Origin of the sequence: Sulfurospirillum cavolei (genome assembly GCF_001548055.1) — a bacterium.
In the GTDB taxonomy this organism is placed as follows: Bacteria; Campylobacterota; Campylobacteria; order Campylobacterales; family Sulfurospirillaceae; genus Sulfurospirillum.
The window spans coordinates 1,127,117-1,154,110 of sequence record NZ_AP014724.1; the positions used below are offsets into that span (position 1 = coordinate 1,127,117).

Below are 26,994 nucleotides of genomic sequence, written 5' to 3' on the forward strand. Positions count from 1 at the left end.
GCTGGAAAAAGTCGAAAATGCGATGCTGGAAATGGTCGCCTCTTTAAAAGATGCGAGAAGTGTTGAACTGTTTCATCAAGTTCCAAAAGGTAAGCGATTACGCGCGAAGTTGATTTTAAAAATTGCGGGCGCAAGCGAAGAGTCTATTCGTTTGGCGGCGATCGTCGAGTTGATTCACGCCGCGAGTTTACTGCACGACGACGTTATCGACGATGCGTTTACCAGACGCGGAGAAGCTTCCTTGAACGCGCTTTTTGGCAATAAAACCGCGATTATGCTCGGTGATATTCTTTATTCTAAGGGATTTAGCGCACTGACGTTTTTACCTCAAAAAATTGCTTTTACGATCTCTAACGCCGTTTCGCTTCTTTCCGTGGGCGAGCTTTTGGACGTCGAACTTGCCGATGCGTTCAATGCGGATGAAGAACGCTATATGGATATGATTTATAAAAAAACCGCTTCTTTAATTGAAGCATCTGCCGCTTCTGCGGCGATGCTTGCCGGTAAAAATCCCGATATTTACGCTCTTTACGGAAGAAACTTGGGGTTGGCGTTTCAGATTATCGACGATATTTTAGATATTACCCAATCGAGCGAGACGCTCGGAAAGCCTTCTTTGAACGATTTTAAAGAGGGTAAGACGACGTTGCCTTATTTGTATACGTACCGAAAATTAGACGCAAAAGATCGTTCCGTTTTGCTTTCACTGTTTGCGAAGCCTTTGGACGAAACGCAAAGTGCGTGGATTAAACAAAAGATGGCTGAAACGCAAGGACTTGAAGATGCCCTTTCGTTTGCGAAAAAGCTTGGATACGAAGCCTTACATGTGATTTCAAACGAAGAAGACGTAGGACTCGGCGCGATTATGCGAGAGATGATAGAGAGGAAATTTTAATGCATTATATGACAGTTAGTTTTACCCATAAAAATACCGATATTAAAGTTCGGGAAAAATTGGCGTTTAACTCCGAAGAAAAAAGCGTTCATTTTATGACGGCTTTGAAAGCGTGCGCCGCGGTGAACGAGGTCATCTTACTTTCGACATGTAACCGCGTCGAGATCATCGCCAGCGTCTCGGACGTCTCTTCCGCTTTAAGCGATACCTTTGATCTGCTCTCGCACGTATCGGGTATCGCACGAGAAGATTTGGAAGGAAGAGCCGACGTGTATGAGGACAACGGTGCGATTCATCATCTTTTCACCGTCAGCTCCTCTTTAGACAGCTTGGTTATCGGCGAAACCCAAATCGCTGGACAACTTAAAGACGCATTTAAATATGCGTTTGAACACAACTTTTGCGCTCAAAAACTCGGTCGCGCGATGCATCATGCGTTTCGTTGCGCGGCGGAAGTTCGCAGTCGTACCGACATCTCCAAAAGTCCCGTTTCCGTTTCGAGCGTTGCGGTCAGTAAAGCCAAAGATTTGCTCGGTAATTTAGGCGGACTCACCGCATTGATCGTCGGTGCGGGGGAGATGAGCCAATTAGCGGCAAAACACTTGATCGCAAGCGGGGTCAATTTAATTATTATCAACCGTAACATCGAGCGTGCGCAAGAGTTGGCGAACGAATTGGGCGAGCTTGCCACCGTAGCACCGTACGCGAAACTGACGGAGTTTATCAATCGCTACCGTTTGGTTTTTTCGGCGACGGGTGCGCCGCATAGCGTGATTACCGACGATATGGTCGAAGAGAGGGATTTCTCGCGTTATTGGTTCGATATTGCCGTTCCTCGCGACATCGACGTTAACGAGCATGCCCATTTGCATGTTTTTGCCGTCGACGATTTGGAAGAGATCGTCAACCGTAACATGTCGCTTCGAGAAGAACAGGCAAAAGTCGCCTACAGTATCGTCGGGCGCGCTACTATGGACTTTTTTAAATGGTTACAGAGCATGTGCGTCGATCCGATTATTAAAGAGATTCGAGATCATGCCAAAACCTGTTCGATGCAAGAGTTGGATCGGGCAGTCAAAAAAGGGTATATTCCCGAAGAGTTACAAGATCAAGTCTCAAAAGTCTTGCACCACGCTTTTAACTCTTTTTTACACTCCGCAACGAAAAATCTTAAAGACGTCGCCGAAAAACCCGAAGCCGATACGATCGTACAAGCGGTTCAATATATTTTTGATATTAACGAAGACCAAACCAAACAACTCAATCTTTATAAATGTGAATACCAAATGGGAGTACTGAAATGAAATTTTCCAAACTCTATGCACCGACGACCAAAGATGCGCCTAAAGATGCGACACTTCCTAGCCATCAGTACTTGGTGCGCGGCGGTTTTATCTCGCAAGTCGGAAGCGGACTGTATAACTTCCTACCGATGGGAAAAATCGTCTTTGATAAGATTAAAAACGTCGTCAAAGAAGAGATGGACAAAACCGGAGCGCAAGAGATCCAAATGGACGTGGTAACGCCTGCGGAACTCTGGAAACAAAGCGGGCGTTACGATGTTTTCGGTAAAGAGTTATGCCGTTTTAAAGATCGCAAAGACAACGAGTTCGTTTTAGGACCGACACACGAAGAAGTGGTCGTAGACATCGTTCGCAACCGCATTAACAGCTACAAACAGCTTCCGCTTCATTTGTATCAAATCACGACGAAATTTCGCGACGAAGCCAGACCTCGTTTTGGCTTGCTTCGCGGGCGCGAATTTACGATGAAAGACGGTTACAGTTTCCACGAAGACGAAGCGTGTATGAAACAAGAGTTCGACGTGATGGAAAAAACGTATACTAAAATTTTTACGCGTTTGGGGCTTGATTTTCGAGCGGTCGAAGCCGATAGCGGCGCCATCGGCGGAAGCGGCAGCAAAGAGTTTATGGTGCTGGCGCAAAACGGCGAAGACGACATCGTCGTATGTCAAAGTTGTGCGTACGCCGCCAACGTCGAAGCGGCAAAACGGGCACCTAAAACGACGAACGCTCAAGCACCCGAAGCCAACTTTGGAAAGTTTAAAACACCCGATATGAAGACGATTGACGATGTCAGCGATTTTTTCAAAGTCGATCCGTTTTACAGTATTAAAGCCGTCGTAAAAAAAGCAATCTATGTCGACAAAGAAGAAGTGGTCGTCTTTTTCGTTCGCGGTAACGACGAACTTCAAGAGACGAAAGCGCAAAATGCGTGCGGTGCTTTGGATTTGGTCGACGCAAGTTTGGAAGAGGTTGAAAAAGCGGGTTTATACGCCGGCTTTATCGGACCGATCGGTTTGGAAAACGTCCGTTTTTACATCGATTTCGAACTCAAAGAAGCAAAAAATCTGATCTGCGGAGCAAACGAAGTCGATTACCACTTCGTCGGCGTTTCGATGTTTAATTTTAAAGAAGAGCGTTATAAAGATTTGGTCTCCGTTCATGCCGACGATCGATGCGCGTGCTGCGGCGGTGTACTTCACGTGACCAAAGGAATTGAAGTCGGGCATATTTTCCAGCTCGGACAAAAATACGCTAAAGCGATGGGTGCAACGTTCTTGGATAAAAACGGTAAAGCACAACCGTTTTATATGGGCTGCTACGGTATCGGCGTAAGCCGATTGGTTGCCGTGATGATTGAAGCCAGCCATGACGATAAAGGATGTATTTGGAACAAACAAACCGCACCTTACGTCTTAGATATTATTGTTTCCAATAGCAAAGACGAGACACAAAACGCATTTGCCGAAGCCATGTATACGAAATTTCAAGATGAAGGCGTGAACGTTTTATGGGACGATCGTAACGAACGTTTCGGCTTTAAAATGAAAGATTTCGAATTGATCGGTTTTCCGTATGCCTTGATTGTCGGTAAAGAGCTGGAAGAAGGTTTCGTCGAGATCGTCGAGCGCAAAACATTGGACAAAACCGTCGTCAAAAAAGAAGACGCTTATGCCGCGCTCAAAGAGCTTCTCGCGTGAAATATTTTTTAATCTATCTGTTCTTGGAAGTGGTCGTAACGGTCAATATGACCTCGTGGATCGGCGCGGTAGCGACGTTTGTCGAGATGGTTTTTTCCGCCTTGGTCGGGTTAATCATTCTCGCCAATATGCGCGTGACGTTGATGCAGAATATGAACGCTTTGATGCAAGGAGAGATTAGCCTGTCGTCGTTTCAACGTTTGAACCTTTGGACGATCGTCGGCGCGATTTTATTGATTTTACCCGGTTTTTTAGGCGATATCGTAGGACTTTTACTTCAGTTTAGCTCTATGATGACGCTGATTGTCTCCAAACTTTTACATGTCGGCGAGGAAAAAACGACGCCTCGCCATTTTAGCAAAGGAAATCACGATGAAATTATCGATGTTGAAGTTATTGACGATTCTCGCACTCTTAAGTAACCTTTCTCTCTTTGCGGCGGCGGAAAAGAAAGAATCCTCCGATCAAAAGGTACTCGCTTTTTTAGAACAAGCCGTGAGTAATAACGAAAACTATACGCTTGAAAAAGCGACGATCGTCAAAAAAGAACCGCTCAAAGAGATCGCCGGATGGACGGCTTATTTCGTGCGTCTCGATTTGAAGCTTAAAGACGGCAGTAAGACCGTATCGCTTAGCGACGTTGTTTTCTCCGACGGCGTGTTGTTTAGCAAAGATTTTACGGCGTTGGGAAGTAAACGAAGCATTAAAAGTCGTTTTTCACTCGATATGGACGCAAAAGCCTATGATAAAGAGCATCTTCTTGTAGGCAATTTCGACGCACCGCATAAGTTGGTCATCTTTAGCGATCCTTTATGCCCGTTTTGCATGGATTTCGTACCCGAAGTGATTGAAGATGTTCAAAAAAATCCTGAAACGTTTGCACTTTTTTACTATCACTTCCCGCTTTCGATTCATCCGGCGTCTCCTACGTTGGTGAAAGCGATACTCTTAGCCGAGGAGAAGGGCGATAAAGCGATCACGCAAAAAGTCTATAAGGCGTATTTGGATATTCAAGAAAAAGACGAACAAAAGATTTTAGATATTTTCAATAAAACATTCGACAAACGCTTCACGCTCCAAGAGATCAACCAAGCGTCTATTCTCAAGCGTTTGAACGACGATCTTGCTTTCGCTCAAACGATGATGGTTAACGCTACGCCGACGATTTATATTGACGGAAAAAAAGACGATACGAAAAAAGTGTATAAAACGTTTATGAAAGAGTCCAAATGAAAAAACTAATCATTGCAACCCGCGGCAGTAAACTCGCCCTTTGGCAATCCGAACACGTGAAAGCGGAACTGGAAAAAGCACATCCTAGCTTAGAAGTCGAACTCTCCGTTATGATGACCAAAGGCGACAAAATTTTAGATACGCCCTTAGCCAAAATCGGCGGTAAGGGACTCTTTACGAAAGAGTTGGAAGAAGCGATGCTTCGAGGCGAAGCGCACATTGCCGTGCACAGCCTTAAAGACGTTCCGATGGAGTTTCCAAAGGGCTTAAAACTGGGCGTTATCACTAAGCGCGAAGACGTGCGCGATGCGATGCTTTCCGAAAAATACGCCTCCTTGGAGACCTTACCTCACGGTGCGGTTGTAGGAACGACGAGTTTAAGACGTCGAATGCAATTGCTCAAACTTCGCCCCGATTTTGTGATCAAAAACCTTCGCGGCAATGTCAATACACGCATTCGTAAGCTCAAAGAGGGCGAATTTGACGCGATTATTTTAGCGAGTGCCGGCATTAACCGTTTGGGATTGGCACATGAAGTGGCTCATTTTGTTCCTATTTCCAAAGACGTGATGATTCCTGCTTCCGGACAAGCTGCTTTGGGTATCGAAATCGTCGATGATCCTGAAGTTGAACGTTTGGTATCGGTCTTGAACGATCAAAATGCGATCATTGAAACGCGCGTAGAACGCGATTTTGTAACGATTTTGGAAGGCGGTTGCCAAGTACCCATCGGAGTCAATGCCGAAATTGAAGGCGAAAACTTACATGTCAAAGCGATTTTAGGAATGCCCGACGGTTCTGAGATGATGAGCGAATCGATCACCTCGACACGTGCCGAGTATGCAAACGTCGGCAAAGCGTTGGCGCAAAGCGTGCTAGAGCGTGGAGCGAAAGCACTTTTAGAGCGTGCCGAAGCAATGGCACTCAACGAAGTCTTTTAAGGAAAACGTATGGAACGCGTGATTGCACTGCTCCGCCAAAACGATTTGCTACGTGTCATCGACGATGAACTTGATATTGACCTTGAAATTCCTCATTTAGCGTACATTGAAGTGAAAAAAGAGGATTCAAAGGCACTGTTGTTCACCAAACCCGTCAGTAAGCGTTTGGGAAAAACCTTTGATATGCCGGTGTTGATGAATGTTTTTGGCTCGAAGAGGGCGACCGAACTCATTTTCGGAAAACATCCCGACGCGGTTGCCAAGCAAATCGAATCGTTGATGCATATGAAACCGCCCTCATCGTTTATGGATAAACTCGGCATGCTTGGAACGCTTTTCAACCTTAAAAACGCACTTCCAAAACGCCTTTCCAAAAAAGGTACATGTCAAACAAAAATCTACCAAGAACCCGATCTTTACGATTTACCGATATTAACGACATGGCCGCAAGACGGCGGACCGTTTATCACGATGGGACAGGTCTATACGCAAAGTTTGGACGGTACGAAACAAAACTTAGGCATGTACCGCCTGCAAGTCTATAGTAAAAATCGTTTGGGAATGCACTGGCAGATTCATAAAGACAGTGCTCATTTTTTCCACGAGTACAAAAAAGCAGGGCAAAAAATGCCTGTCTCCGTTGCTATCGGCGGCGATCCTTTGTATATTTGGTGCGGTCAAGCGCCGATGCCGATCGGTATGTTTGAACTCTTACTCTACGGCTTCATCAAAGATCAAAATGCGCGTTTGGTTAAATCGTTGACCAATCCGATTTATATACCCGAAGATACGGACATTGTGATCGAGGGCTGGGTTGATCCCGGCGTGATGGAAATCGAAGGGCCGTTTGGTGACCATACGGGCTATTACACGCTTAAAGAGCCGTATCCCGTGATGGACGTGAGTTGCATTACATGTAAAGAAAAACCGATCTATCAAGCTACCGTAGTGGGTAAGCCTCCTTTGGAGGACAAATACATGGGTTGGGCGACCGAGCGTATCTTTTTACCGCTCTTAAAAACCACCGCTCCTGATTTGATCGACTACAATATGCCTGAAAACGGCGTCTTTCATAATCTGATCTTAGCCAAAATGAATGTACTTTATCCGGGGCATGCCAAACAGTTTATGCATGCGTTTTGGGGCGTAGGGCAGATGAGCTTTGTCAAGCATGCGCTTTTTGTCGACGAAAAAGCACCGAATTTAAATGATTATGAGCAAATCAGCGATTATATTTTAAATCGCGTGTGTGCCAAACGATTGTTGATCAGCGAAGGCGTTTGCGATGCCTTAGATCATGCTTCGCCCAATGCGCTTTTCGGCGGAAAACTTGGGGTCGATGCGACGGGCGAAGCGGTGGAAGCTGGCGTAAAAACGTTACTGAGCGATCAAGAATTATGGCTTAAAGTAACCACGCTTGTTCCCGAAGTCAAAGCTTTAAAACAGTACAAAATCCATACGAAGACACCGATATGTGTTTTAGCGATTGCGAAAAAACGAAATGCACGGGATGTTTTTGAAGCACTCAAAGCTTTTAGAGATCATATCAAGCTTTTTGTCATCGTTGATGATGCTTCCAACGGTGTCGATAATCCTTACATGTTAATTTGGCGCACGGTTAATAATATCGATGCGTTGCGCGATATTTTTATTGAGAACGAATTGATCGGAATTGACGCGACGACCAAAACGGAATTAGACGACTATACCAGAGAGTGGCCGGAAGATACGACGTGCGATCCGACAACGATCCAACGCCTGATTGAACAAGGTCTTGTCAAAAACGACCCGATTTTTTTGAAACATTTTCAGATTTGATTTAATAAACCGTATATCATTATTTTATAAAATAAAGTAATGATATACATCTTTTTGCTTCACGGTTGCGTTTTTGCCTTCAGTATTGAAATATTTTAAATAAAATTATAAAATGATGTATTTCGACTAAGGATTTTACGATGCAAATCTCTTATAAGCCTTTAGTAGAGCGTTTTTCAATTCCTCGACCTACCTTAATCGAGTGGCAGAAGAGGGCAGAAGAAAAAGAAAATTGGCGTGTGAAACATTTGGCGTATCTTCGGATGCAACTTTGCGTTGAAAAAGAGACGTGTGCCGAGCTTAAAAAATATGCTCCGTGTCCGGAAGAACTCTTCTTGCTTTGCGTTTATCTCTTTTTTTACACTATCGACGCTTATATTCCCAAAGACGACCTCATGCGAGGCTTTCGTGCTTTTGCGCTTGAAGTGCGAAACGGCGTTGAATATCAGCACGAATTTGCCGGACGAATCTGGTCGCTACGTATGGGCGAGGAATCAAGTAAAAAGATGGTTAATTATTACCGTTTGTTTGACCTCTTAAAACACCTAACGGCGGCGCAATATGCCGTACTTTTGAGTGCGGCGATAGAATTTGTTCATGCGGCAAAAAGCAAGTACCGCATCGACACGAAAGCATGTTTAGAGGGTAAAACATGGCAAGAGCTCTTTACGTACGATAAGGCGTTTTCGCTTAAAAGCATCGAAACATTTTTTAAAAATAAAGGGATATTGTAAATGGCGCATATCGAGATGGATCTGTTTCAATGGCTTGGATTTGGAGGAATGCTCTGTATTGTTCTTGCCTATTTTTTGCTGCAAATCGGTAAATGCGACGTGCATTCTTTGGTATATCAGCTTTTAAATTTAACGGGAGCACTTGCACTCATCGTCTCGTTATACGTTCATTTTAATTTAGGATCGTTTCTGATTGAAATTTTTTGGATCGTTATTACCGTATACGGCATCGTTAAAAATCTTTCGAATGGGTACAAAAAGTGCTAAAAAGCTATATTTTACATATAATAATACATAAAATATCCTTTAAATAATAAATTTTATTATATGATATTTATTTCTTTATAAGTTGAATTGCTCTAAGATACTATCATCAAAACCCAAAAGGAGAAACAATGAGACAGTACGAAACGTATAAATGTAGCAAATGCGGTAATGAGGTTGAAGTGCAAAATGTCGGAGGCGGAAAGTTGACCTGTTGCGGTCAAGAAATGAGCTGTATTACCGAAGATCTTACGGCTGTCAATCTAATGAAAGCCTTTGCCGGTGAATCGCAAGCGAGAAATAAGTACGATCTTTTTGCGGACATCGCACAAGAAGAGGGCTGGCATGCGGTTGCACGTCACTTTAGAGAAGCGGCAGAGAATGAAAAATGGCATGCACGCGCAGAATTTAAAGCGTATCATAAACTCGTAGACGGTGCGGAAACGGAACTCACGCTTAAAAACTTGGATAGTGCAATGGCGGGCGAAAACTACGAGCACACGACAATGTATCCGAATTTTGCGAAGATTGCGGAAGAAGAGGGGCATAAAGAGCTTGCACGTCTTTTTAACGCTATCGGCAAAGTCGAAGTCGAACACGAACGCGAATATAAAGCCTTACAAGATGCGATGAGAGAAGACGGTTTCTTTAGCGATGAGGAAGATGAGATTTGGGTATGCGAAGTATGCGGTCACATTCATCGAGGTAAACGCGCACCTAACGCCTGCCCGCTTTGTAAAGTCGGTAAAGAGTATTTTAAACGCCAATGTTTAGGACTCTAAAAAGCACTTATTGAAAAAAATAGCCGCATTTATATTCACGCGGCTATTTTCTAAAAAATATCCGTTGTTTTCGTGAGACGGTCTTTGTCAAAATGTGTATAAATTCTTGACGTATTAATGTCTGCATGTCCGAGCGATTCTTGTACTAAAATCAAATCTTTACTTTTTTGATAAAGCAACGTCGCAAAGGTATGTCGTAACATATGCGCTCCGTTTTTATTTTTACGAATACCGACATGTAAAAGAATTTTCTCAACAAGTCGACTGACGTATGCTTGGGTTAATACCTTACCTTTGTGGTTGCAAAATAAGAGGCCGTTATCACATGTTTTGGAGGCTAGCCACAGCCGTAAATCTTCTTGAATAATCGTTTCTTTGATCATGACGACTCTAGGTTTGTTACCTTTTCCTCTCACTTGAATGACGTAAGCGTTTCCGTCTTTGACAAAATCTTTAATAAGAATATGAAGGGCTTCGCTGACCCTGATGCCCGTATACAAAATTACTTTGATAATCAAGCGGTTTCGTGCGGCTGATGTGACATCAAAAGGATAAGTATCGATACCTTCAATAAAGCGTTGAGCTTCTTCCTGATTCATAAAAGAGGGGAGTTTCGTACCGCTTTTACCTCCCAGCCCGCCCCAATTTTTGAGCTCGATCCCGTATCGAAAGGCATTACCGGTTTCGTCTGCATTTTGTTTATCGATAAATCCGAAAAAGGAGATGAGTGCAATGCGATAGTTTTTTTTAGTCGCATCCGATAGATTAGCCGTTTCGGATGCTAAAAAGTCACTTAATAACTCTTCGTCTATCTCTCGCATTGAGGAAGCTCCGTAAGTGTTTAAAAAGAGCGATAATTTTTCAAGAGGAATAAAATAGACGTGAATACTGTTGATACCGATATTGCGAATTTCCTTGATAAGCGGTTTTAACATCTCAAGTGAATAGAGATTTTTCGAAAGCTTTTGGAGAATCAACGCCAGTCGGTCTTTATCTTTGACATGCCGATTTGAAAGAGACGTAATCTTATTTCTGATGAATCGTATAAGCCAAAAAAGATAAGTGTCGTTAAACGAGTTTTCACAGTCCAAAGGGTATTTCATCGATACGTCGCTTTTATTGAAGTCAGTGACTTATACTAACGTTTTTTCATTTAAATTTCGAATAAAAACTTCAAATTAATTAGTTTGGAAATTATAGTTTCCAATACAAATACGACATATTAAGAGGGCACATCTATAGCCGTTCAATATTTATGACAGTCATTTTATCGTTAACAACCCTTTTTTATGGGCGTTTTTTATAATATAAACTATAAAATACCTTTTACATTTCACATTGTATGAATACAGGAGAAAAAGATGTCTCAATTAAAAACGAAACTTCAAGACGACTTGAAAGAAGCCATGAAAAACAAAGATGTTTTTAAACGCGACGCGATACGCTTTTTAATGAGTGCTCTCAAACAAATCGAAGTTGACGAGCGCAAAGAGTTGAGCGATGAAGATATTATGAAAATTATCCAAAAATCCCTCAAACAACGCGAAGACGCGATTAGCGCGTTTCAAGAAGCCGGGCGTAACGATCTTGTCGAAAAAGAGACGGCGGAAGCTTCACTGCTTAAAAGTTATTTGCCTCAGCAATTAAGCGATGACGAACTGAAAGCTATTATTCAAAAACATATTGCCGCTTTAGGCATTAGTTCCATGAAAGAGATTGGAAAATTGATGCCGGTTATTTTAAGCGAATGTGCCGGCGTGGCAGATGGAAAACGTATTAATCTTATCGCAAAAACCATGTTAGCGTAAAAGTGACATGTAAGAGATTTTCTCTTACATGTCGTCTTTTTTTAGTGAAGCTTTTGTTTATGCGCCAAAATGACTTCTTGCGTCTGTAGGGCAATCTCTAACTCTTCGTTCGTCGGAATGACCAGTACCGTCACAGGACTCTCTTTTGTGCTAATTTGCATGGTACGCGAAGAACGTTTTTGATTGAGAATCGGATCGATTTCGATACCCAGATTTTGAAGATTCTCGCAACTCTTAGCACGAACGTTGTGGGCATTTTCTCCGATACCTCCGGTAAAGACGATACAATCGACGCGTCCTAATGCGGCACTGTAGGCACCGATGTATTTTTTGATGCGGTAGTTGAACATTTCCAATGCCAATTGAGCTTTTTCGTTACCCTCTTCTGCCATTTGCCCGACTTCTCGCATGTCATTGATACCGCAAATGCCTTTGAGACCGCTTTCTTTGTTTAAGACGCGATCTAAGGTTTCAATATCCAAACCTTCTTTGCGTGCAAGGTAAAATAAAACGGCCGGATCGATATCGCCGCTTCGCGTTCCCATCATCAATCCTTCAAGCGGTGTTAACCCCATAGAAGTATCGACGCTCTGCCCGTTTTGAATTGCACTGACGCTTGCGCCGTTTCCCAAGTGCAAGGTAATTGCGTTCAGTTGAGAAAGCTTTTTGCCCATAAATTTTGCCGCCTCTTTTGCGACAAAACGATGCGAAGTTCCGTGAAAACCGTAGCGTCTGATTTTTAAATCTTCGTAATAATGATAAGGAATTGCGTACATGTAAGCATGCGGCGGCATCGTCGCGTGAAAAGCCGTATCAAATACGACGACTTGCGGAACGCTGGGGCTTTGTTCCAAAGAAACTTTAATACCGGCTAAATGCCCCGGATTGTGAAGCGGTGCCAATGGAATCAAGCGTTCGATTTCCGAGGCGACCCATTCATCGACGATTACGGGTTCACGGAAAGAAGAGCCGCCTTGCACGACGCGGTGCCCTATTCCGTCAAGGTCGTTTAAATCGTGAATGGCACTCGATTCGATCAAAAGTGCGCTCATGAGTTTTAAAGCGATTTCATGGTTTGGAATCGGCAATTTATGCTCAATTTTTTGTTCAGCACCCTCTTTGTCAAGGTATTTAATACGTGCAAGCGAAGAGTTTTCCCCGATTTGCTCGATTAAGCCGCTGGCAATGACGGCATAATTTTCCATGTTAATTAATTGGTATTTAATTGAAGAACTTCCCGCATTGAGCACTAGAATTTTCATTGAGCCTCCCCTTCGCCGCTTTGCGCTTGGATTGCCGTGATGGCAACCGTATTGACGATGTCGGGAACCAAACAGCCTCGGCTTAAGTCGTTGACCGGTTTGCGTAATCCCTGAAGTACCGGACCGATAGCAACGGCTCCGGAGCTTCGCTGAACCGCTTTATACGTGTTATTACCGGTGTTGAGATCCGGAAAAATGAAAATCGTTGCTTGCCCCGCAACGTGGCTATTAGGCAGTTTTGTTTTTGCAACGATCGGGTCGATTGCCGCATCGTACTGTATCGGCCCTTCGACCAAAAGATCGGGACGAGCTTCTTTGACGATTTTGGTCGCCAAGCGTACTTTTTCGACCTCTTCGCCTTTGCCGGAATCTCCCGTAGAGTACGAAAGCATCGCAATTTTCGGCTCAATACCGAACATTTTTGCCGTATCGGCAGACGAGATAGCGATTTGCGCTAACTCTTCCGCATTGGGGTCTTGGTTAACGGCACAGTCGCCGTAAACTAAAACGCGCGTATCCAAACACATAAAAAAGAGGCTTGATACGATGGAAATACCCGGTTTGGTTTTAATGATCTGAAGTGCCGGACGAATCGTTTCTTGCGTCGTATGAATCGCACCGGAAACCATACCGTCGGCATGTCCCAAATACACCATCATCGTACCGAAGTAATTTTTCATCATCATACTGTCTTTAGCGACTTCGAGGGTTAAGCCTTTGGCTTTACGCATCTCGTAAAAAGAGGTAACGAAAGAGTCCATAAGCGAAGAGTTGAGCGGATCGATAATCGTCGCTTTGCTAATATCCAGCCCTAGCGTAGCACTTTTCTGTCGTACTTCTTCTTCGACACCGAGTAAGATAATATCAGCAACGTCGCGTCGAAGCAAAATCTCCGTCGCTCGCAAGATACGTTCGTCATTACTTTCCGGAAGAACAATGCGTTTGCGATCTCTTCGTGCTCTTTCGAACAAGGCGTATTCAAACATTACCGGTGTAATCGAGCTTGCGGAAGAAGGCATATTGATAGAGCGATGCATCTCTTCAATATTGACATTAGACGAGAAAAGTCCCATAGCAAGCGCAATTTTACGTACGCTTTGCGGCGTAATGCGGGCAGGCACGTTGGCAACGTTGACGGCAGTGGTAAACGTACCCTCGTCGACGCTTAAAATGGGAATGGAAAGGTCTTTAAATCCCGCAATCAATTTGTTAATCGACTTGTGCGGCATCATACCTGCGGTGAGTAAAATACCCGAGATATTCGGATAGTTGTTTGAAAAAACGGTGCTTAAGCATCCTACGATAATATCGGATCGGTCGCCCGAGGTAATAATTAAATCGCCGTCTTCGATGTATTCTAAAAAATTATCGAGTTTCATAGCGGCGATTTTGCTTTGTTTGACCACGCGGCGTAAATCTTTTTCTTCTCCGTAGATATGAACGCATCCTAACGTTTTTTTGATTTCGGCGACGGTAGGCGTATCCAGTTCGGGAATCTCTTGTAAAAAGTACAGAGGCGCTTCTTGTAAGGACTCTTTTTGCGTCAGCTCTTTAAGCGCTTCCCATTCCGTTTCGCCTAAGCGGTTGACAAAAGTCGCAAAGTGCTGACAACCTGCCGCTTTAATGGCTTCGGCTTCGATATGAATTTCGTCGATTACCTCTTTAACGTTTTTACCTTTACCTTTTAAAACGCTAATAAAAGGGCTACTAAGGTTTTTGGCGATGGAGAGATTAATATCAAAATCGATCGTCGGCGAAAAGTTGGATTGGTTTAATCCCTCAATCAATACAAAGTCGTACCGGCTCTCTAAATTCTTCAATTTATCGATCAGCGTTTCAAGCACTTCGTTATATTTGTTTTCGGCAACCAAACTCTCGACTTCGTGAACGCTATAACCGACCATTTCATGAACGTCCATACCCAAGGCATAATGTTCAAGCATAAACTCGATATCTTTATCGACCGTTTTGTCGTCTGCAACGACGGGGCGAAAAAAAGCAACTTTGCCTAGACGTCCTTTTAAAAGCTCCATGATACCCATCGCTACGACCAAACTACCGGCCGCGGGTGCTAGCGATGAAATATACAAACTTTTCGTTTTCATCTCTCTCCTTTTAAATGTAACTCTACTCACTATACTATAGCAAACGTCTAATAAAGATATAACAAAATAAAATGACTACATAAAATTCGGCGCATCGTTGGAAAAAAGGATAATGTCGCCTTTTTGCGTAAACTCGGCTAATACGTCTTGGAGTGTACTTTTATCGGATAAAATAATTTTTTGAGCTTTTTGAATCGCTTTGTTTAGTATCGTAACATTCGTTTTTCCGGTAATAATCACCAGATCGAAAACATCGTCGATTTTTTTCGCTAAAAGCGTATTGTCGTGTTCGTTACTTTCAACGATACCCGGCGTAATGATCACTTTACGACCTTGATACGTCGCGATTAAGTCATACGAACCGAGCATTCCTTCTAAATTACCGTTAAAGCTATCGTCGATAATGATTTTTCCGCCGGCTTCGATACGCTCTAAACGATGTTCGACACTACGCAAGGTCGAAACCGAAGCGCGAATCGTCTCCGTATCAATGCCTAAAGCATGCGCGACGTAAATAGCCGCACTTAAGTTGGCGGCGTTAAATGCCCCTAAAAGATTACAATGAAAGCGTTCCTCTCTTCCCTCAATCGGAATCGTAAACGATAGTCCTTCTAAGGTGGCGTCGACGTCCGTAATTTCCGAACCGAAAACACTGATACATCCGCCTGCTTTAGCATGCGCACTCTCATGAACAAACGCTCTTTCAAGGCGTGTGGAGTGTAAAAGTTCCATTTTCGTATTGCGAATGTTTTCGAGCGTTTTGAAGTATTCGATATGTTGAGCACCGATGCACCCTACAACGGCGATATGAGGATTGACGAAACGTGCGATTTCGTCAATGTCGCCTTTGAGCCTAGCACCGGCTTCGACGATATAGACGTCGCACGCTTCGGGTAGGTTTTCGTTAATATCTTTGATAATACCGCCTAACGTATTAACGCTACGGGGTGTTTTATAGACGCGATAGGCAAAAGAGAGAATATGTGCTAAAAAATTTTTAATGCTGGTTTTACCGTAACTCGCCGTAATCGCTACGACTTTTAACGAAGGATTGTGCATCAATTTTTGACGTGCGGATCGTTTAAAACCTTCAAAAAGAATCTTTTCGTACGAAAGTGCGATCATATGCGCCGTTAGAAGAGGAATCAAAACGCCAAACGTCTCGCAACCGTGCCAAACACTGATGCATAGCGTATCTTGAAACAAAGCCGCTAAGAGTAAAAAGAGAAAAAAACGCTTTACGCGAGGGGTAAAAACGAGCTTTTTATCGAGCTTACGATGCCATGCGAAAAGAGCAAAAAGATAACCGATACTCCACAGTAGAACCGGCCATCCCGATAAAAGATAATAACCCGCAAGCGGTACGGCTAGAAAATAAAGATGCCAATCGTAACGATGGTAGTGAAAACACAAACGTTCTAATCGATAGGAATACCATTGCATAGCACTCATAAAATAATAGCCAAGACCTAAGGTTAAAAGCAGTTGCGAACTTACCTGTATCAACAGTTCCATTACGCCCTCTTCTCGAAAGTATCGAAATGCATCGACTCGATTTTTTCACATGTAACGTTTTTCACGTCGGAAAACAAAGAACCGTCGTATAATTTACTGATAAAAAATTCCAAATCTTCTTCGTAATCGGCATTCAAAACCACTTCAACGCTACCGTCCGCTAGGTTGCGGATGTATCCGTAATACTCAAGTGCGTGGGCAACTTCGAGCACGTATTTTCTATAATTAACGCCTTGAACGCGCCCTGTCACAATCATCCGATATGTACTCAACCCAAAGACTCCATCATAATTTTTTCGATTGTTTCGCCGTTTCGTAAAAAAAAGAAATGATCACCCTCCAAAGGGAAAAAACGGCTTCCTTTGATCAAGGCATGCATTTTCTCGCCACATTGAAGAGGCATTGCGGTATCGTCTTTGCCCCAAAACAAAAACGCTTTTGCTTTACATGTAAGAAAATGCGGACTTAAATCTTCATTCACAACACGCTTGATAATTTCATACATCACATCGCTCATGCCATCCACATCTTTGGTAGCAAAAAGACGGTAAAAAGAGCGTGGTGCAAAAGGTTTAAGCAGCTTGAACAGAGCAATTTTGAACCTTACTTTCAAAGACTTTGGCGGAACAATACCCGCACTGGAAAGCAAGACCAAAACCTCAGGTGCTAAAAGCGTTGCCACCTTGCCGCCGTAGGAGTGCCCGACGATCATAAGGGGTTTTACATGTAAGGCTTTTAGAAAGACCCTAACGATGTCGGCATACTCTTGGGTGATAATGATGCGATCAAGCGGAGAGTGCCCAAAACCGGGAAGATCAAGGTAAAGATGCTGATAGGAAGGAAAACACTTTCCAAACGCTTGCTTCATAATCTCTTTGTTGCTTCCCCAGCCGTGTAAGAACAGAATCGTTTGAGGTTGATCAAGATTGAGCAATTCGTAGGAGAGCGCGTACGTGTTATTTTGAAATACAATCTCTTTCTTAGCCATCGCTCTTCTTTTTCGTGCTGGCGTAGATTTTTTCTAAAATTTCAACCGCTTCACTCATTTTTTCGTAAGCGTCTATCGGAATCATCACTGCTTCAAAGTGATTGTTTTTAACGATAACGACGCGCTTTTGCTTCCCTTTGGTAATACTGCCCAAAACCGTACTAAAGTTTCGCACCATATCGGTCGCCGTCATTATTTCGTCTTTTGCATAGGTCATCATAGCGCTGAACCTCTTTTTGTGCATAATTTTATGTAAAATCATACGAAAAAGAGGCTTTTATTTCCCTTTTGCTGCTTGAATCGAGTTGATATAGCGATACGCTTTCGGCATCGCGATACCTTGCGGAAGATGATAACGCAATGCATATAAAACCCCTTCAAAATCATCAAAGAGGTAATTGGCCATACTGCCCGGAATCGGATTGATTTCGTTGAGGTAGACTTCATCGTCGATCACAAAAAAATCGCAGCGAATCAATGCCCCGATAAATAAAGGATCGTAAAGTCGTTTAAATGCTTCGCGAATCGATTGTTCGAGCCGCTCGTCGATCGTCGCTTCGTTAACGCGCTTTGTGCGTGAAAAATCGAGGTATTTTTTATCAAAATCCAAAAATTCCTCTTTTTGAGGCTCTTCGATGATTGAAAAAATAAAATCGTCGGCTTTGCATCCCGCTAAATTAAACTCTTTAACCCCTTTTTTAAACGGTTCGATCAGCACGGTATCGTCGAACTCATACGCAACGTCCAAGGCATATGAAAGCTCTTTTTCCCCTTTCACGACGCTGATACCGATAGAACTTCCCAAACGAAGCGGCTTGACGATAAACGGATACTCGATGCGAATCGGCATCGGAGAATCTTTGCGCAGCACTTGGTAGTCAAGCACGTTTACGCCGACTTCTTGCGCATAGAGTTTGGTAAAGAGCTTGTTATAGCTGATCGCACAGCCCTCGGTTCGAGGACCGATAAACGGAACGCCGAAAAAGGTAAGCATCGAGCTGAGTGTTCCGTCTTCGCCGTCCATTCCGTGAACGAGATTGACCATGACGTCAAAAGCTACTTTACGTTCGCCTAAAATCTTTTTCGCGTAAAAACCGCCTTGTTTTAAAACCAACGCCGTATCGTTTTTGTATGCGCCGCTACTGAAACGTTTTGACGTGATGGTCTCGGTCGGAATCAGGTAAAAATTGCGATCGTAATCGCAGAAAATATAGACGATTTCGGTTTTCGGAAGTATTTTTTTGAGTGCGATCGCACTAACGACGCTGATTTCGTGCTCAAAACTGTGTGCTCCGAATAAAACGGCTAGAGTCATAAAGTATCCTTCTTTTAACTAAGCTTTCGTAAAGCTTCTTTGATAAGTGTTTGCGTATCGCCGCTTTGAAGAGAACCTAAAGCTTTTTTGATCGCGTCTTTTTTAAAACCCAAACTTTCCAAAGCCATGGTCGCTTCCAACATACTGCCACCGCTACTCTCCTCATCGGATAAGTGAAGCGAAAAGTCGCTCAATTCGACCAAAATACGTTTGGCGCTTTTAGGCCCGATACCGGGAACTTTTTGAAACGCGTGAACGTTTTGACTGAGTAACGCTTGCGTAAAATCGTCCGGACTCAACGTTGAACAGACCGCAAGCGCGGTTGAGGGACCGATGCCGTTTAGTTTGATTAAGGTGTCAAAAACTTTTTTTTCGTTTTCATCGACGAAACCGTAAAGGCTATGTTGATCTTCGCGAATAATTTGCGTGACATGTAAGCTGATTGCGTCCGAGGTAATCTTACCGAGGCTAAACAACGAAATAAAGATTTTATACGTGATACCCGAAGCGATTTTGAGGTGCAGCGCGGTGATCTCTTTTTTGACAATTTTTCCTTCAATACCTACAATCATTTGCTGCTATACTCGCTTGAACGTATAATTTTTTGCTCGCCGTTACCTAAGTCTTTGAGCGTAATTTCGCGTGAAATTTCATGCTCTTTGGGGTTATACGTCACGTCTTTAGGCGGCGAAATCAGTTTAAATCTCACTTCGTTAAACTCTTTCCATGCGGAATGATTGATAATTTTAGCCGAAAAAACTTTGTTTTGTACTTTATTGAGGTCTTCACGAAACTCTTGAAGCTCTTCTTTTTTGTCTTTAAAGGTTTGCAAAACCGTATTGTAATCCAACACTTTTTCCTGAAAATCTTTAATTTTCGCAAAAAGCGTGACGGGAGGTTCGACGCCGTTTCGTTTCAACTCTAAAATTTTGTCTTTGACCATTTCCGCCATCGGTTTGTTCTTATCGATGTACTCTTTTTTGGCACTGAGTTGCCTTGGATATGCTTTGAGCTCTTCTTCAAGTTTTTCGATTTTACGATTGATTGAAGCAATCATTTCGTTAAACTCTTTGGTAACGCTCGGATCGATAATCAGCTTGTTATTATTGCCCTTGAGCTCTTGGATCTCAATCACTTCCGAGGCCGTAATCTTCCCGTTGGAGATGAGATTTTCGATTTTTACGATCTTGGCATTAATTTCGCCGCCGATCATCTGTTTGACATGTACCGTATCGGCGATGACTTTACCGCCTTCCAAACGATCGATCTGGACGTCTTGCCCGTTGGCTTCGCCTCGATGCACCGCGATGATGATTTTATCGGCTTCGATCACGGCACTTTGATGCGTCTGTCCGCCGATTTCGGCCAGTTTAGCTTTAATTTTGGCACCGCTTCCGATGTTACCTTGAACGTGGACTTCGGAAGTCTCAACGCTCATACCCGCACCGATAGCGTCTTTTAAAATGTCTTTTTCTTTGATGTTTATCTTGATGTTCGAGTTAAGGTTGGTATCGATCGAGCCGGTTGAGCGAAAGCTAATTTCATTGATTTCCATCTGATCTTGGATGTCGTAGCTACCTTTGTCGAAATTAACGTATCCACCGCGGTTTGCAATGTATTTGATGCCGGTTTCATTCTCTTTTTTCGTAATGTTCGCCGAAACGACGATCGCCGTATCGTTGCTTTTTCTCGGTTCCTTGACGGGTAAAAAAGCACCTCGGCAATTGCGTCCGGGCGTTCCGGGTTGAGGCTTGACGTACTCGATGATACATTCGTCTTTTTCGACGGCCAAAACGTATCCGCGTTTGGAATAATCGACCTTACCGTCGGATGTTTTTGCATTCATCTTCTTTTTGTAATGAAAAATGAGATCGTCGTTGATGCATGGGATTTCATCGACGCCTTGGCAGACGACAAACGAAACGTCTTGGTCTAAAAATCCGTTTACGCGAATATTCGCTACGAGTTTTTTAACCTCTTTGTACATGTTTTGATCGCGAATGCCGACCAAAATACCCGCCTTTATTTTTTTGGTCTGAATATCATGGAGCATCATCTCTTCGAGTCTTGAACTATAGGTAACGTGATGGCTTTGCGACACTTTGGCGATAATTTTCGTCAAATTCTTATTGCCGCTTAAAGCGATTTCGGGAAGTTCGATCGTCTCTTGGGTCGGATCGATTTTATAGATTTCGACACGGTAATATTGTGAAATTTTAAGATTTGGATTGAGCAAAAACGTATCGTCTAAAAAGAGCTTCATCAGCTCTTCGGTCACTTCATTGTTTTCGCTTTTTTCGTCGCTGAAAAACGTTGTTACTTTGAGTAACTTAAATCCCAATTCTGTCGGCTTGACATGTTGGGCTAACGCAATATTTTTCAGTTCCTTATGAACGTTGGTCGTATCGATGATGATGGATTTAAACTCCGACGTTTGGCTTTCGTTTAAAGCCGTTTCGTTTGAGCCTACCCCTTTAATTTTATCAAACAGTCCCAAAGTGTTTTCCTCATAATTCTCATAAACCAAAAGGCTTACTTTAGCCTAAATATCGGCACATTCAAAAATAAATATAAGGGTATCTTAGCAAAAAATAGATAAAAAATTTGTTTAAACGATTTTTGGATAAAATTCGAAATGCTTATCAAATCATTTTTTACAAACAGTATCGGAACATTGGTTTCGAGAATTTTCGGATTCATCCGCGACATGCTGAGTGCTTCGATTTTAGGAGCCAATATTTACAGCGATATTTTCTTCGTTGCCTTTAAATTTCCAAACCTTTTTAGGCGGATTTTTGCCGAAGGTGCGTTTACGCAAAGCTTTATTCCCGTCTTTATCAAAACGACGCACAAATCGCTTTTTACGTATCGTATTTTTGTACGCTTTTTACTTTTCCTCGTCGTTTTTTCCCTTTTCGTAACACTCTTTAGCGAATTTTTTGCCAAAGTCATCGCGTTCGGGTTCGACGAGGAGACGGTTGCCCTGTCCGCTCCGTTCGTTGCGATCAATTTTTACTACCTTCCGCTCATTTTTATCGTGACGCTTTTAGGGTCGTTGTTGCAATACAAACACCGTTTCGCCGTAACGGCGTTTTCGACGGCATTGTTAAACATCGGTATGATCGCCGCATTATTGTTGTTTCAAAATTGGGATCGTAAAACCATCGTATATGCCCTCAGTTACGGCGTTTTACTCGGCGGTATTTTACAGGTTTTGGCGCATGTAATCGCGCTTAAAAAAGAGAACCTGTGTAAACTCTTTCGTGCCGGTTTTGCGCATCGAAAACGAAACGATGCGGCACTTCAAGCGACGCAAAAAAGCTTTAACCGCTCGTTCTTGCATTCGATCGTCGGAAACTCGACGCCCCAAATCGTCTCTTTCGTCGATACGACTTTGGCAAGTTTTTTAGTCACGGGGAGTATTAGTTATCTTTATTACGGTAACCGTATCTTTCAACTGCCCTTAGCCCTTTTTGCGATTGCTTTGACGACGGGTATTTTTCCGAAAATGACGCGATTGCTTAAAGCAAACGACGAAGCGGAAGCAACGCGGCTACTCTCGCAGGGCTTTTGGATTTTGGCTTTTTTGCTGACGACGTCGACGCTCGGAGGTTGTATGTTAAGCCGAGAAATCGTTTGGCTTTTGTTTGAAAGAGGCTCGTTTTCAAGTCACGATGCGGAAGTCACTTCATGGGTTTTGGCGATGTACATGTTAGGCTTGATTCCCTTTGGGCTCTCCAAGCTCTTTTCGTTGTGGCTTTATGCGAGCATGCGGCAAAAAGAGGCGGCGGTAATCGCCATGTACGCGCTAGGTACTAACCTTCTCTTCTCGTTTGCGCTGATTCAACCTATGGGGGCGGCAGGGCTTGCATTGGCGGGATCGTTATCGGCATGCGTGCTTCTGTCCTTAACGATTCGATCGTTCGGCACTCAAGCCTTTTTTGCTATACTGTACGATAAAAAATTAATCCTCTTAGCGCTCGTTCTCGTCGCGGAAGCGGTATTACTCTATTTTTTCAAGGAATTCTTACATGTACATTTTTGATTCGGCTCAAAAAAAGAAAGTTCTTTTCGAATCGATACGTCAGGGCGAAGCAAAACTATACGTTTGCGGTCCGACCGTTTATGACGATGCTCATTTGGGGCATGCCAGAAGCGCGGTTGCATTCGATTTGTTGCGTCGCGTTTTGATCGCATCGGGGTATCGGGTCTGTTTCGTCAAAAACTTTACCGACATCGACGATAAAATTATCGCTAAAATGCACCAAAGCGGTCAATCGCTAGACGAGATCACCGCGTTTTACATCGAACGTTACAAAGACGAGATGCGAGCTTTACATGTCGATGATGCCGACATCGAGCCTAAAGCGACCCAAACGATTCACGAGATCATCGCGTTTATCGAAACGATGCTTGCCAAAGGCGTTGCGTACGGCACGAGCGACGGCATCTATTTCGATACGTCCAAAGATACGAAATACCTCTGCCTTAGCCATCGCAGTATGGAAGAAGAAACCGCTCTTGCGAGGGTTGAGACGAAAGAAGAGAAAAAAGACGCCAAAGATTTTGCTTTATGGAAATTTTCCAAAGCAAACGAGCCGAGCTACCCTGCACCTTTTGGCGCGGGACGTCCCGGATGGCATATCGAATGTTCGGCGATGATCGAGAAACATTTAGCCTATCGTGACGGTGCCTACCAGATCGATATTCACGCCGGCGGAGCCGATTTGCTCTTTCCTCACCATGAAAACGAAGCGGCGCAAACCCGATGTAAAAGCGATCAGGAATTGGCAAAATACTGGATGCATAACGGCTTTGTTACCATCAACGGCGAAAAAATGAGCAAATCGCTCGGAAACAGTTTTTTTCTTAAAGACGCCTTGAAACACTACGACGGCGAAGTGCTTCGTTTTTATCTTCTCTCGACGCATTATCGCGCTAATTTTAACTTTTCCGAAGAAGACCTCTTAATGAGCAAAAAACGTTTGGACAAAGTGTATCGATTGAAAAAACGCGTTTTTGACATCGCAAGGGATGAAACGCCCGTTGAGCCTCTTTTTCGCGACCAGATGCTAGAGGCGTTGTGCGACGACCTGAATATCTCAAAAGCCTTGGCGATTTTAGATGAAACGATTTCGCGTTTTAACGATCAAATCGATCAAAATCCGAAAGATAAAGCTCTCAAACGTCAAGCACACGCCAATCTTCATTGGATAGAGTCGCTTTTGGGCATAGGACTTTACAATCCTTATATGTACTTTCAGCTCGGCGTTGACGATGCCGAAAAAGCTCACATCGAAGCATTGATCGAAGAACGCGCTCTTGCTAAAAAAGCTAAAGATTTTGCCAAAGCCGATGAGATTCGCGCTCTTTTGGAATCCAAACGGATTCAATTGATGGATACGCCAAACGGCACGCAATGGGAGAAGGTACTTTAATGGGCGGTATGAAAGTTATTTTTAAACGTTTTCAACCTTTTTTTAAAGATTATATCCCCTACTTTGTTTTGGTCGTCATCGGGATGATTCTCTCAAGCGGCGGAACCGCTTTTTCGGCCTATCTCGTGCAACCTTTGTTGGATAAAATTTTTATCGCAAAAGACCACGAAATGTTGGCGCGTTTGCCTTACGTTATTATTCTCGTTTACGGTTTAAAAGAAGCAGGCAGGTATATGCAAGCGTACTATACCGCTTATATCGGGCAAGATTTAATTCGTCGATTCCGCGATTTGATGCTTCAAAATCTTTTACGCTTAGACTTGTCGTTTTTTCACGAATACCGAACGGGTGAACTGATCAGCCGCAATACGAACGACGTGGAACGCGTACGAACCGTCGTTTCCAATCTTGTTCCCGAGCTCTTAAAAGAGTCGTTTACGATTTTGGGGTTGATCGGCGTCGTGATTTATCAAAATTCGGAACTGGCGTTTTATGCCTTGGTGATTATGCCCTTAGCGATTTATCCGCTCAGTCGCCTTTCTAAAAAAATGAAAAAGGTCTCACGGCAGTCGCAAGAAAAAGTTTCCGACATTACGGCAAAACTCAGTGAGATTTTCAACAATATCGAAATTATCCAAGCTAACAATGCGCAAGCGTACGAACATACCTTGTTTAAGAACGAGAACGAACGCTACTTTAAACTTACAATGAAAGCGACCAAAGTCAATGAGCTCGTCAGCCCCGTCATGGAAATTTTAGGCTCTATCGGCGTTGCGGTCGTCATTATCGTCGGCGGAAACGAAGTCATTCAAGGAGCTATGAGCGTAGGGGCTTTCTTCTCGTTCTTAGCGGCTCTTTTTATGCTTTATACGCCGATTAAAAAGATATCGGGTCTTTACAACAAAATGCAAGACGCCATTGTTGCCAGCGAGCGTATTTTCTTTTTATTGGACTTGGAACCGAGCGTGCAAAACGGCGGTTCGGCATTGCCTGAAAAAATCGAAACGATTCGGTTTGAAAACGTCTTTTTATCGTACGGCAATCAAGAAGCACTCAAAGGCGTCGATTTGGACGCCAAATCCGGAGAAATGGTCGCACTCATCGGTAACAGCGGCGGCGGCAAAAGCTCTTTAATGAACCTTTTGATGCGCTTTTACGCTCCCTCAAGCGGAGATATTTTGCTCAACGAGCGTTCCCTCTCTTCCTTTGATTTGCACGCTTTACGCGAAAAAATCGGTATGGTGACGCAACGGGTTTATATCTTTCACGACACCGTTGCGGCGAACGTCGCTTACGGTAAAACGATCGAAGAAGAACGCGTCATCGAAGCTTTGAAAAAAGCCAATGCCTATGAGTTTATCCAAGATCTCGAACACGGTATTTATACCCATTTGGACGAATTCGGTACGAATCTTTCAGGCGGACAAAGACAACGTATCGCCATTGCCAGAGCCATTTATAAAAACCCTCAAATCTTAATTTTAGACGAAGCGACTTCAGCGTTGGATTCGCATAGCGAACAAAAAATAACCGAAGCAATCGAAAACCTCGTTAAAGATAAAATCACGTTCGTGATTGCCCATCGGCTCTCAACGATTAAAAAAGCTGATAAAATCGCTTTTTTAAAACAAGGACGCATCGTCGCGTTAGGCAGTGACGAAGAGTTGCAAAACAGTTCTGCCGAGTATGTTCAGCTGAAAAGTTTACAGTATTAAACGCGCCTTAAATCAACCATCTTTTATGTTCAATGGGGTATAATCGCGTACTTATATGCCAAGGAAACGAAAGATGTTTGATTATGCGACGATGAAAAAACTTATGTTCAATTTTTCCCCTGAAAATGCGCATCATATTGCAGAATTTTTCTTTAAAAACGGTGCCAAGTACGCTCCCTTTATACTTCCTCTTCTGGCGGAACGCTTTTTTGTTCACGACAAACGCTTGGAACAAAACCTTTTCGGTTGTACGTTTTTAAACCCTCTGGGATTGGGTGCGGGATTTGATAAAAACGCGACGATGATTAAAATGCTTACCGCCCTTGGATTTGGCTATATCGAGTACGGTACGATTACTCCCAAACCCCAAAGCGGTAATGCCAAACCCAGACTGTTTCGCTTTGTCGAAGAAGAATCGATTCAAAATGCGATGGGCTTTAACAACGAAGGCATGGACGTGATCGCAAAGCGTTTAGAATCGCTCTACCCTTTTGCGACGCCTTTGGGTGCCAATATCGGCAAAAACAAAGTAACGCCGAGCGAGGACGCGCTCAAAGATTACGAGCAATTGATTCGTCAATTTGATCGTTTGAGCGACTATTTAGTCATCAATATCTCCTCGCCCAATACTCCGGGTCTACGCGATTTGCAAAACGAAGCGTTTATCAAAGACCTTTTCGTCATGGCAAAATCATTGACGAGTAAACCCGTTTTACTCAAAATCGCTCCGGATTTGACGGTCAAAGATGCGATTGATTTGTGTTCGTGCGCCCTCGAAAACGGTGCGGCGGGTATCGTCGCGACCAATACGACGATCGATTATAGCCTGCTGAAAAACGCCAAAGATTTCGGCGGCATCAGCGGTAAAGTCTTGAAGGAAAAAAGCTTTGCTTTGTTTGAAGCCCTTGCCAAAGAATTTTTCGGCAAAACGACGTTGATTTCCGTCGGCGGTATCGACTCGGCGGAAGAAGCGTATCGAAGGCTTAAAGCGGGCGCAAGCCTTGTTCAGACGTACACGTCGTTTATTTTTAAAGGACCGAGCGTCAATAAAGAGATCAATTTAGGCATCTTGGCACGTATGGAACACGAAGGATTTAGCCGTATCGGCGAATTGATAGGATCGGATAGGAGATGATACCGTATGAAAGCGTTAGGATTATTTTTACTTTTTTTAGGA

At 43.4% G+C, this 26,994-nt stretch carries 25 protein-coding genes; 15 read left to right on the forward strand and 10 right to left on the reverse strand.

From position 1 onward, the window contains the following. Position 1 precedes the first annotated feature (1 nt). From UCH003_RS05695 to UCH003_RS05740, 10 genes are all read left to right on the forward strand, one after another. Complete coding sequence (locus UCH003_RS05695; protein ID WP_432416386.1) at positions 2-895, forward strand: polyprenyl synthetase family protein; 894 nt, start codon at positions 2-4, stop codon at positions 893-895. Then, positions 895-2,199, forward strand: coding sequence for a glutamyl-tRNA reductase (hemA, locus tag UCH003_RS05700; RefSeq protein ID WP_060825764.1), 1,305 nt, complete (start codon positions 895-897; stop codon positions 2,197-2,199). The genes UCH003_RS05695 and hemA overlap by 1 nt, the downstream gene beginning before the upstream one ends. Next, positions 2,196-3,899 (forward strand): proline--tRNA ligase, encoded by a 1,704-nt coding sequence (locus tag UCH003_RS05705; protein ID WP_060825765.1) that lies wholly within the window; start codon positions 2,196-2,198, stop codon positions 3,897-3,899. The genes hemA and UCH003_RS05705 overlap by 4 nt, the downstream gene beginning before the upstream one ends. Beyond that, positions 3,896-4,321, forward strand: coding sequence for an FxsA family protein (locus UCH003_RS05710; protein ID WP_039672600.1), 426 nt, complete (start codon positions 3,896-3,898; stop codon positions 4,319-4,321). The genes UCH003_RS05705 and UCH003_RS05710 overlap by 4 nt, the downstream gene beginning before the upstream one ends. Continuing rightward, a complete protein-coding gene (locus UCH003_RS05715; protein WP_060825766.1) occupies positions 4,272-5,132 on the forward strand; it encodes a DsbA family protein in 861 nt (286 codons plus the stop codon). Before UCH003_RS05710 ends, UCH003_RS05715 begins: the two co-directional genes overlap by 50 nt. Next, a complete protein-coding gene (gene hemC, locus UCH003_RS05720; protein WP_039672598.1) occupies positions 5,129-6,073 on the forward strand; it encodes a hydroxymethylbilane synthase in 945 nt (314 codons plus the stop codon). Before UCH003_RS05715 ends, hemC begins: the two co-directional genes overlap by 4 nt. Before the next feature lie 9 nt (positions 6,074-6,082). Beyond that, entirely contained in the window at positions 6,083-7,891 is a 1,809-nt protein-coding gene (locus UCH003_RS05725) for a menaquinone biosynthesis decarboxylase (RefSeq protein WP_060825767.1), read from the forward strand. Positions 7,892-8,031: 140 nt separating this feature from the next. Further along, complete coding sequence (locus tag UCH003_RS05730; RefSeq protein ID WP_060825768.1) at positions 8,032-8,625, forward strand: hypothetical protein; 594 nt, start codon at positions 8,032-8,034, stop codon at positions 8,623-8,625. Beyond that, a complete protein-coding gene (locus UCH003_RS05735) occupies positions 8,626-8,892 on the forward strand; it encodes a CBU_0592 family membrane protein (protein WP_231964817.1) in 267 nt (88 codons plus the stop codon). 128 nt (positions 8,893-9,020) lie between these two features. Further along, entirely contained in the window at positions 9,021-9,671 is a 651-nt protein-coding gene (locus tag UCH003_RS05740) for a ferritin family protein (protein WP_060825769.1), read from the forward strand. Between the two features lie 50 nt (positions 9,672-9,721). Here UCH003_RS05740 and UCH003_RS05745 read toward each other — a convergent pair whose 3' ends face one another. Continuing rightward, positions 9,722-10,774: a tyrosine-type recombinase/integrase gene (locus UCH003_RS05745; RefSeq protein ID WP_060825770.1), complete on the reverse strand. Its 1,053-nt coding sequence runs from the start codon at positions 10,772-10,774 to the stop codon at positions 9,722-9,724. A 258-nt stretch (positions 10,775-11,032) separates the two neighbouring features. Between UCH003_RS05745 and UCH003_RS05750 the strand changes: the two genes are divergently transcribed. Beyond that, on the forward strand, positions 11,033-11,479 hold the full coding sequence (locus UCH003_RS05750) for a GatB/YqeY domain-containing protein (RefSeq protein WP_041961686.1): 447 nt from the start codon (positions 11,033-11,035) through the stop codon (positions 11,477-11,479). A 41-nt stretch (positions 11,480-11,520) separates the two neighbouring features. Here the strand turns inward: UCH003_RS05750 and UCH003_RS05755 are convergent, their stop codons facing one another. The 9 genes from UCH003_RS05755 to UCH003_RS05795 form a co-directional block, all read right to left on the reverse strand. After that, positions 11,521-12,741 (reverse strand): acetate/propionate family kinase, encoded by a 1,221-nt coding sequence (locus UCH003_RS05755; protein ID WP_060825771.1) that lies wholly within the window; start codon positions 12,739-12,741, stop codon positions 11,521-11,523. Continuing rightward, positions 12,738-14,846 (reverse strand): phosphate acetyltransferase, encoded by a 2,109-nt coding sequence (gene pta / locus UCH003_RS05760; RefSeq protein WP_039672582.1) that lies wholly within the window; start codon positions 14,844-14,846, stop codon positions 12,738-12,740. Before pta ends, UCH003_RS05755 begins: the two co-directional genes overlap by 4 nt. Positions 14,847-14,921: 75 nt before the next feature. After that, positions 14,922-16,361 carry a Mur ligase family protein gene (locus UCH003_RS05765; RefSeq protein ID WP_060825772.1) on the reverse strand — a complete coding sequence of 480 codons (1,440 nt, stop codon included), beginning with the start codon at positions 16,359-16,361 and terminating at the stop codon, positions 14,922-14,924. Next, positions 16,361-16,633 carry an acylphosphatase gene (locus UCH003_RS05770; RefSeq protein WP_039672578.1) on the reverse strand — a complete coding sequence of 91 codons (273 nt, stop codon included), beginning with the start codon at positions 16,631-16,633 and terminating at the stop codon, positions 16,361-16,363. Before UCH003_RS05770 ends, UCH003_RS05765 begins: the two co-directional genes overlap by 1 nt. Beyond that, complete coding sequence (locus UCH003_RS05775) at positions 16,630-17,349, reverse strand: alpha/beta fold hydrolase (protein ID WP_060825773.1); 720 nt, start codon at positions 17,347-17,349, stop codon at positions 16,630-16,632. Before UCH003_RS05775 ends, UCH003_RS05770 begins: the two co-directional genes overlap by 4 nt. Continuing rightward, positions 17,342-17,569, reverse strand: coding sequence for a type II toxin-antitoxin system Phd/YefM family antitoxin (locus UCH003_RS05780; protein ID WP_060825774.1), 228 nt, complete (start codon positions 17,567-17,569; stop codon positions 17,342-17,344). The genes UCH003_RS05775 and UCH003_RS05780 overlap by 8 nt, the downstream gene beginning before the upstream one ends. Positions 17,570-17,626: 57 nt before the next feature. Further along, positions 17,627-18,664, reverse strand: coding sequence for a D-alanine--D-alanine ligase (locus UCH003_RS05785; protein ID WP_060825775.1), 1,038 nt, complete (start codon positions 18,662-18,664; stop codon positions 17,627-17,629). Between the two features lie 14 nt (positions 18,665-18,678). Continuing rightward, positions 18,679-19,236: a Holliday junction branch migration protein RuvA gene (ruvA, locus tag UCH003_RS05790; RefSeq protein WP_060825776.1), complete on the reverse strand. Its 558-nt coding sequence runs from the start codon at positions 19,234-19,236 to the stop codon at positions 18,679-18,681. Further along, the gene (locus UCH003_RS05795) at positions 19,233-21,161 is read right to left on the reverse strand and encodes a flagellar assembly protein A (protein ID WP_060825777.1); all 1,929 of its coding nucleotides are present in this window, start codon (positions 21,159-21,161) and stop codon (positions 19,233-19,235) included. Before UCH003_RS05795 ends, ruvA begins: the two co-directional genes overlap by 4 nt. Before the next feature lie 138 nt (positions 21,162-21,299). Between UCH003_RS05795 and murJ the strand changes: the two genes are divergently transcribed. The 4 genes from murJ to UCH003_RS05815 all read left to right on the forward strand — a co-directional run bounded on the left by murJ (position 21,300) and on the right by UCH003_RS05815 (position 26,952). Beyond that, positions 21,300-22,709, forward strand: coding sequence for a murein biosynthesis integral membrane protein MurJ (murJ, locus tag UCH003_RS05800; RefSeq protein ID WP_060825778.1), 1,410 nt, complete (start codon positions 21,300-21,302; stop codon positions 22,707-22,709). Next, positions 22,696-24,102 (forward strand): cysteine--tRNA ligase, encoded by a 1,407-nt coding sequence (cysS, locus tag UCH003_RS05805; RefSeq protein ID WP_060825779.1) that lies wholly within the window; start codon positions 22,696-22,698, stop codon positions 24,100-24,102. The genes murJ and cysS overlap by 14 nt, the downstream gene beginning before the upstream one ends. Continuing rightward, positions 24,084-25,817 (forward strand): ABC transporter ATP-binding protein, encoded by a 1,734-nt coding sequence (locus UCH003_RS05810; protein ID WP_373028048.1) that lies wholly within the window; start codon positions 24,084-24,086, stop codon positions 25,815-25,817. The genes cysS and UCH003_RS05810 overlap by 19 nt, the downstream gene beginning before the upstream one ends. Before the next feature lie 73 nt (positions 25,818-25,890). Beyond that, on the forward strand, positions 25,891-26,952 hold the full coding sequence (locus UCH003_RS05815) for a quinone-dependent dihydroorotate dehydrogenase (protein WP_060825781.1): 1,062 nt from the start codon (positions 25,891-25,893) through the stop codon (positions 26,950-26,952). Positions 26,953-26,994: the final 42 nt, after the last annotated feature.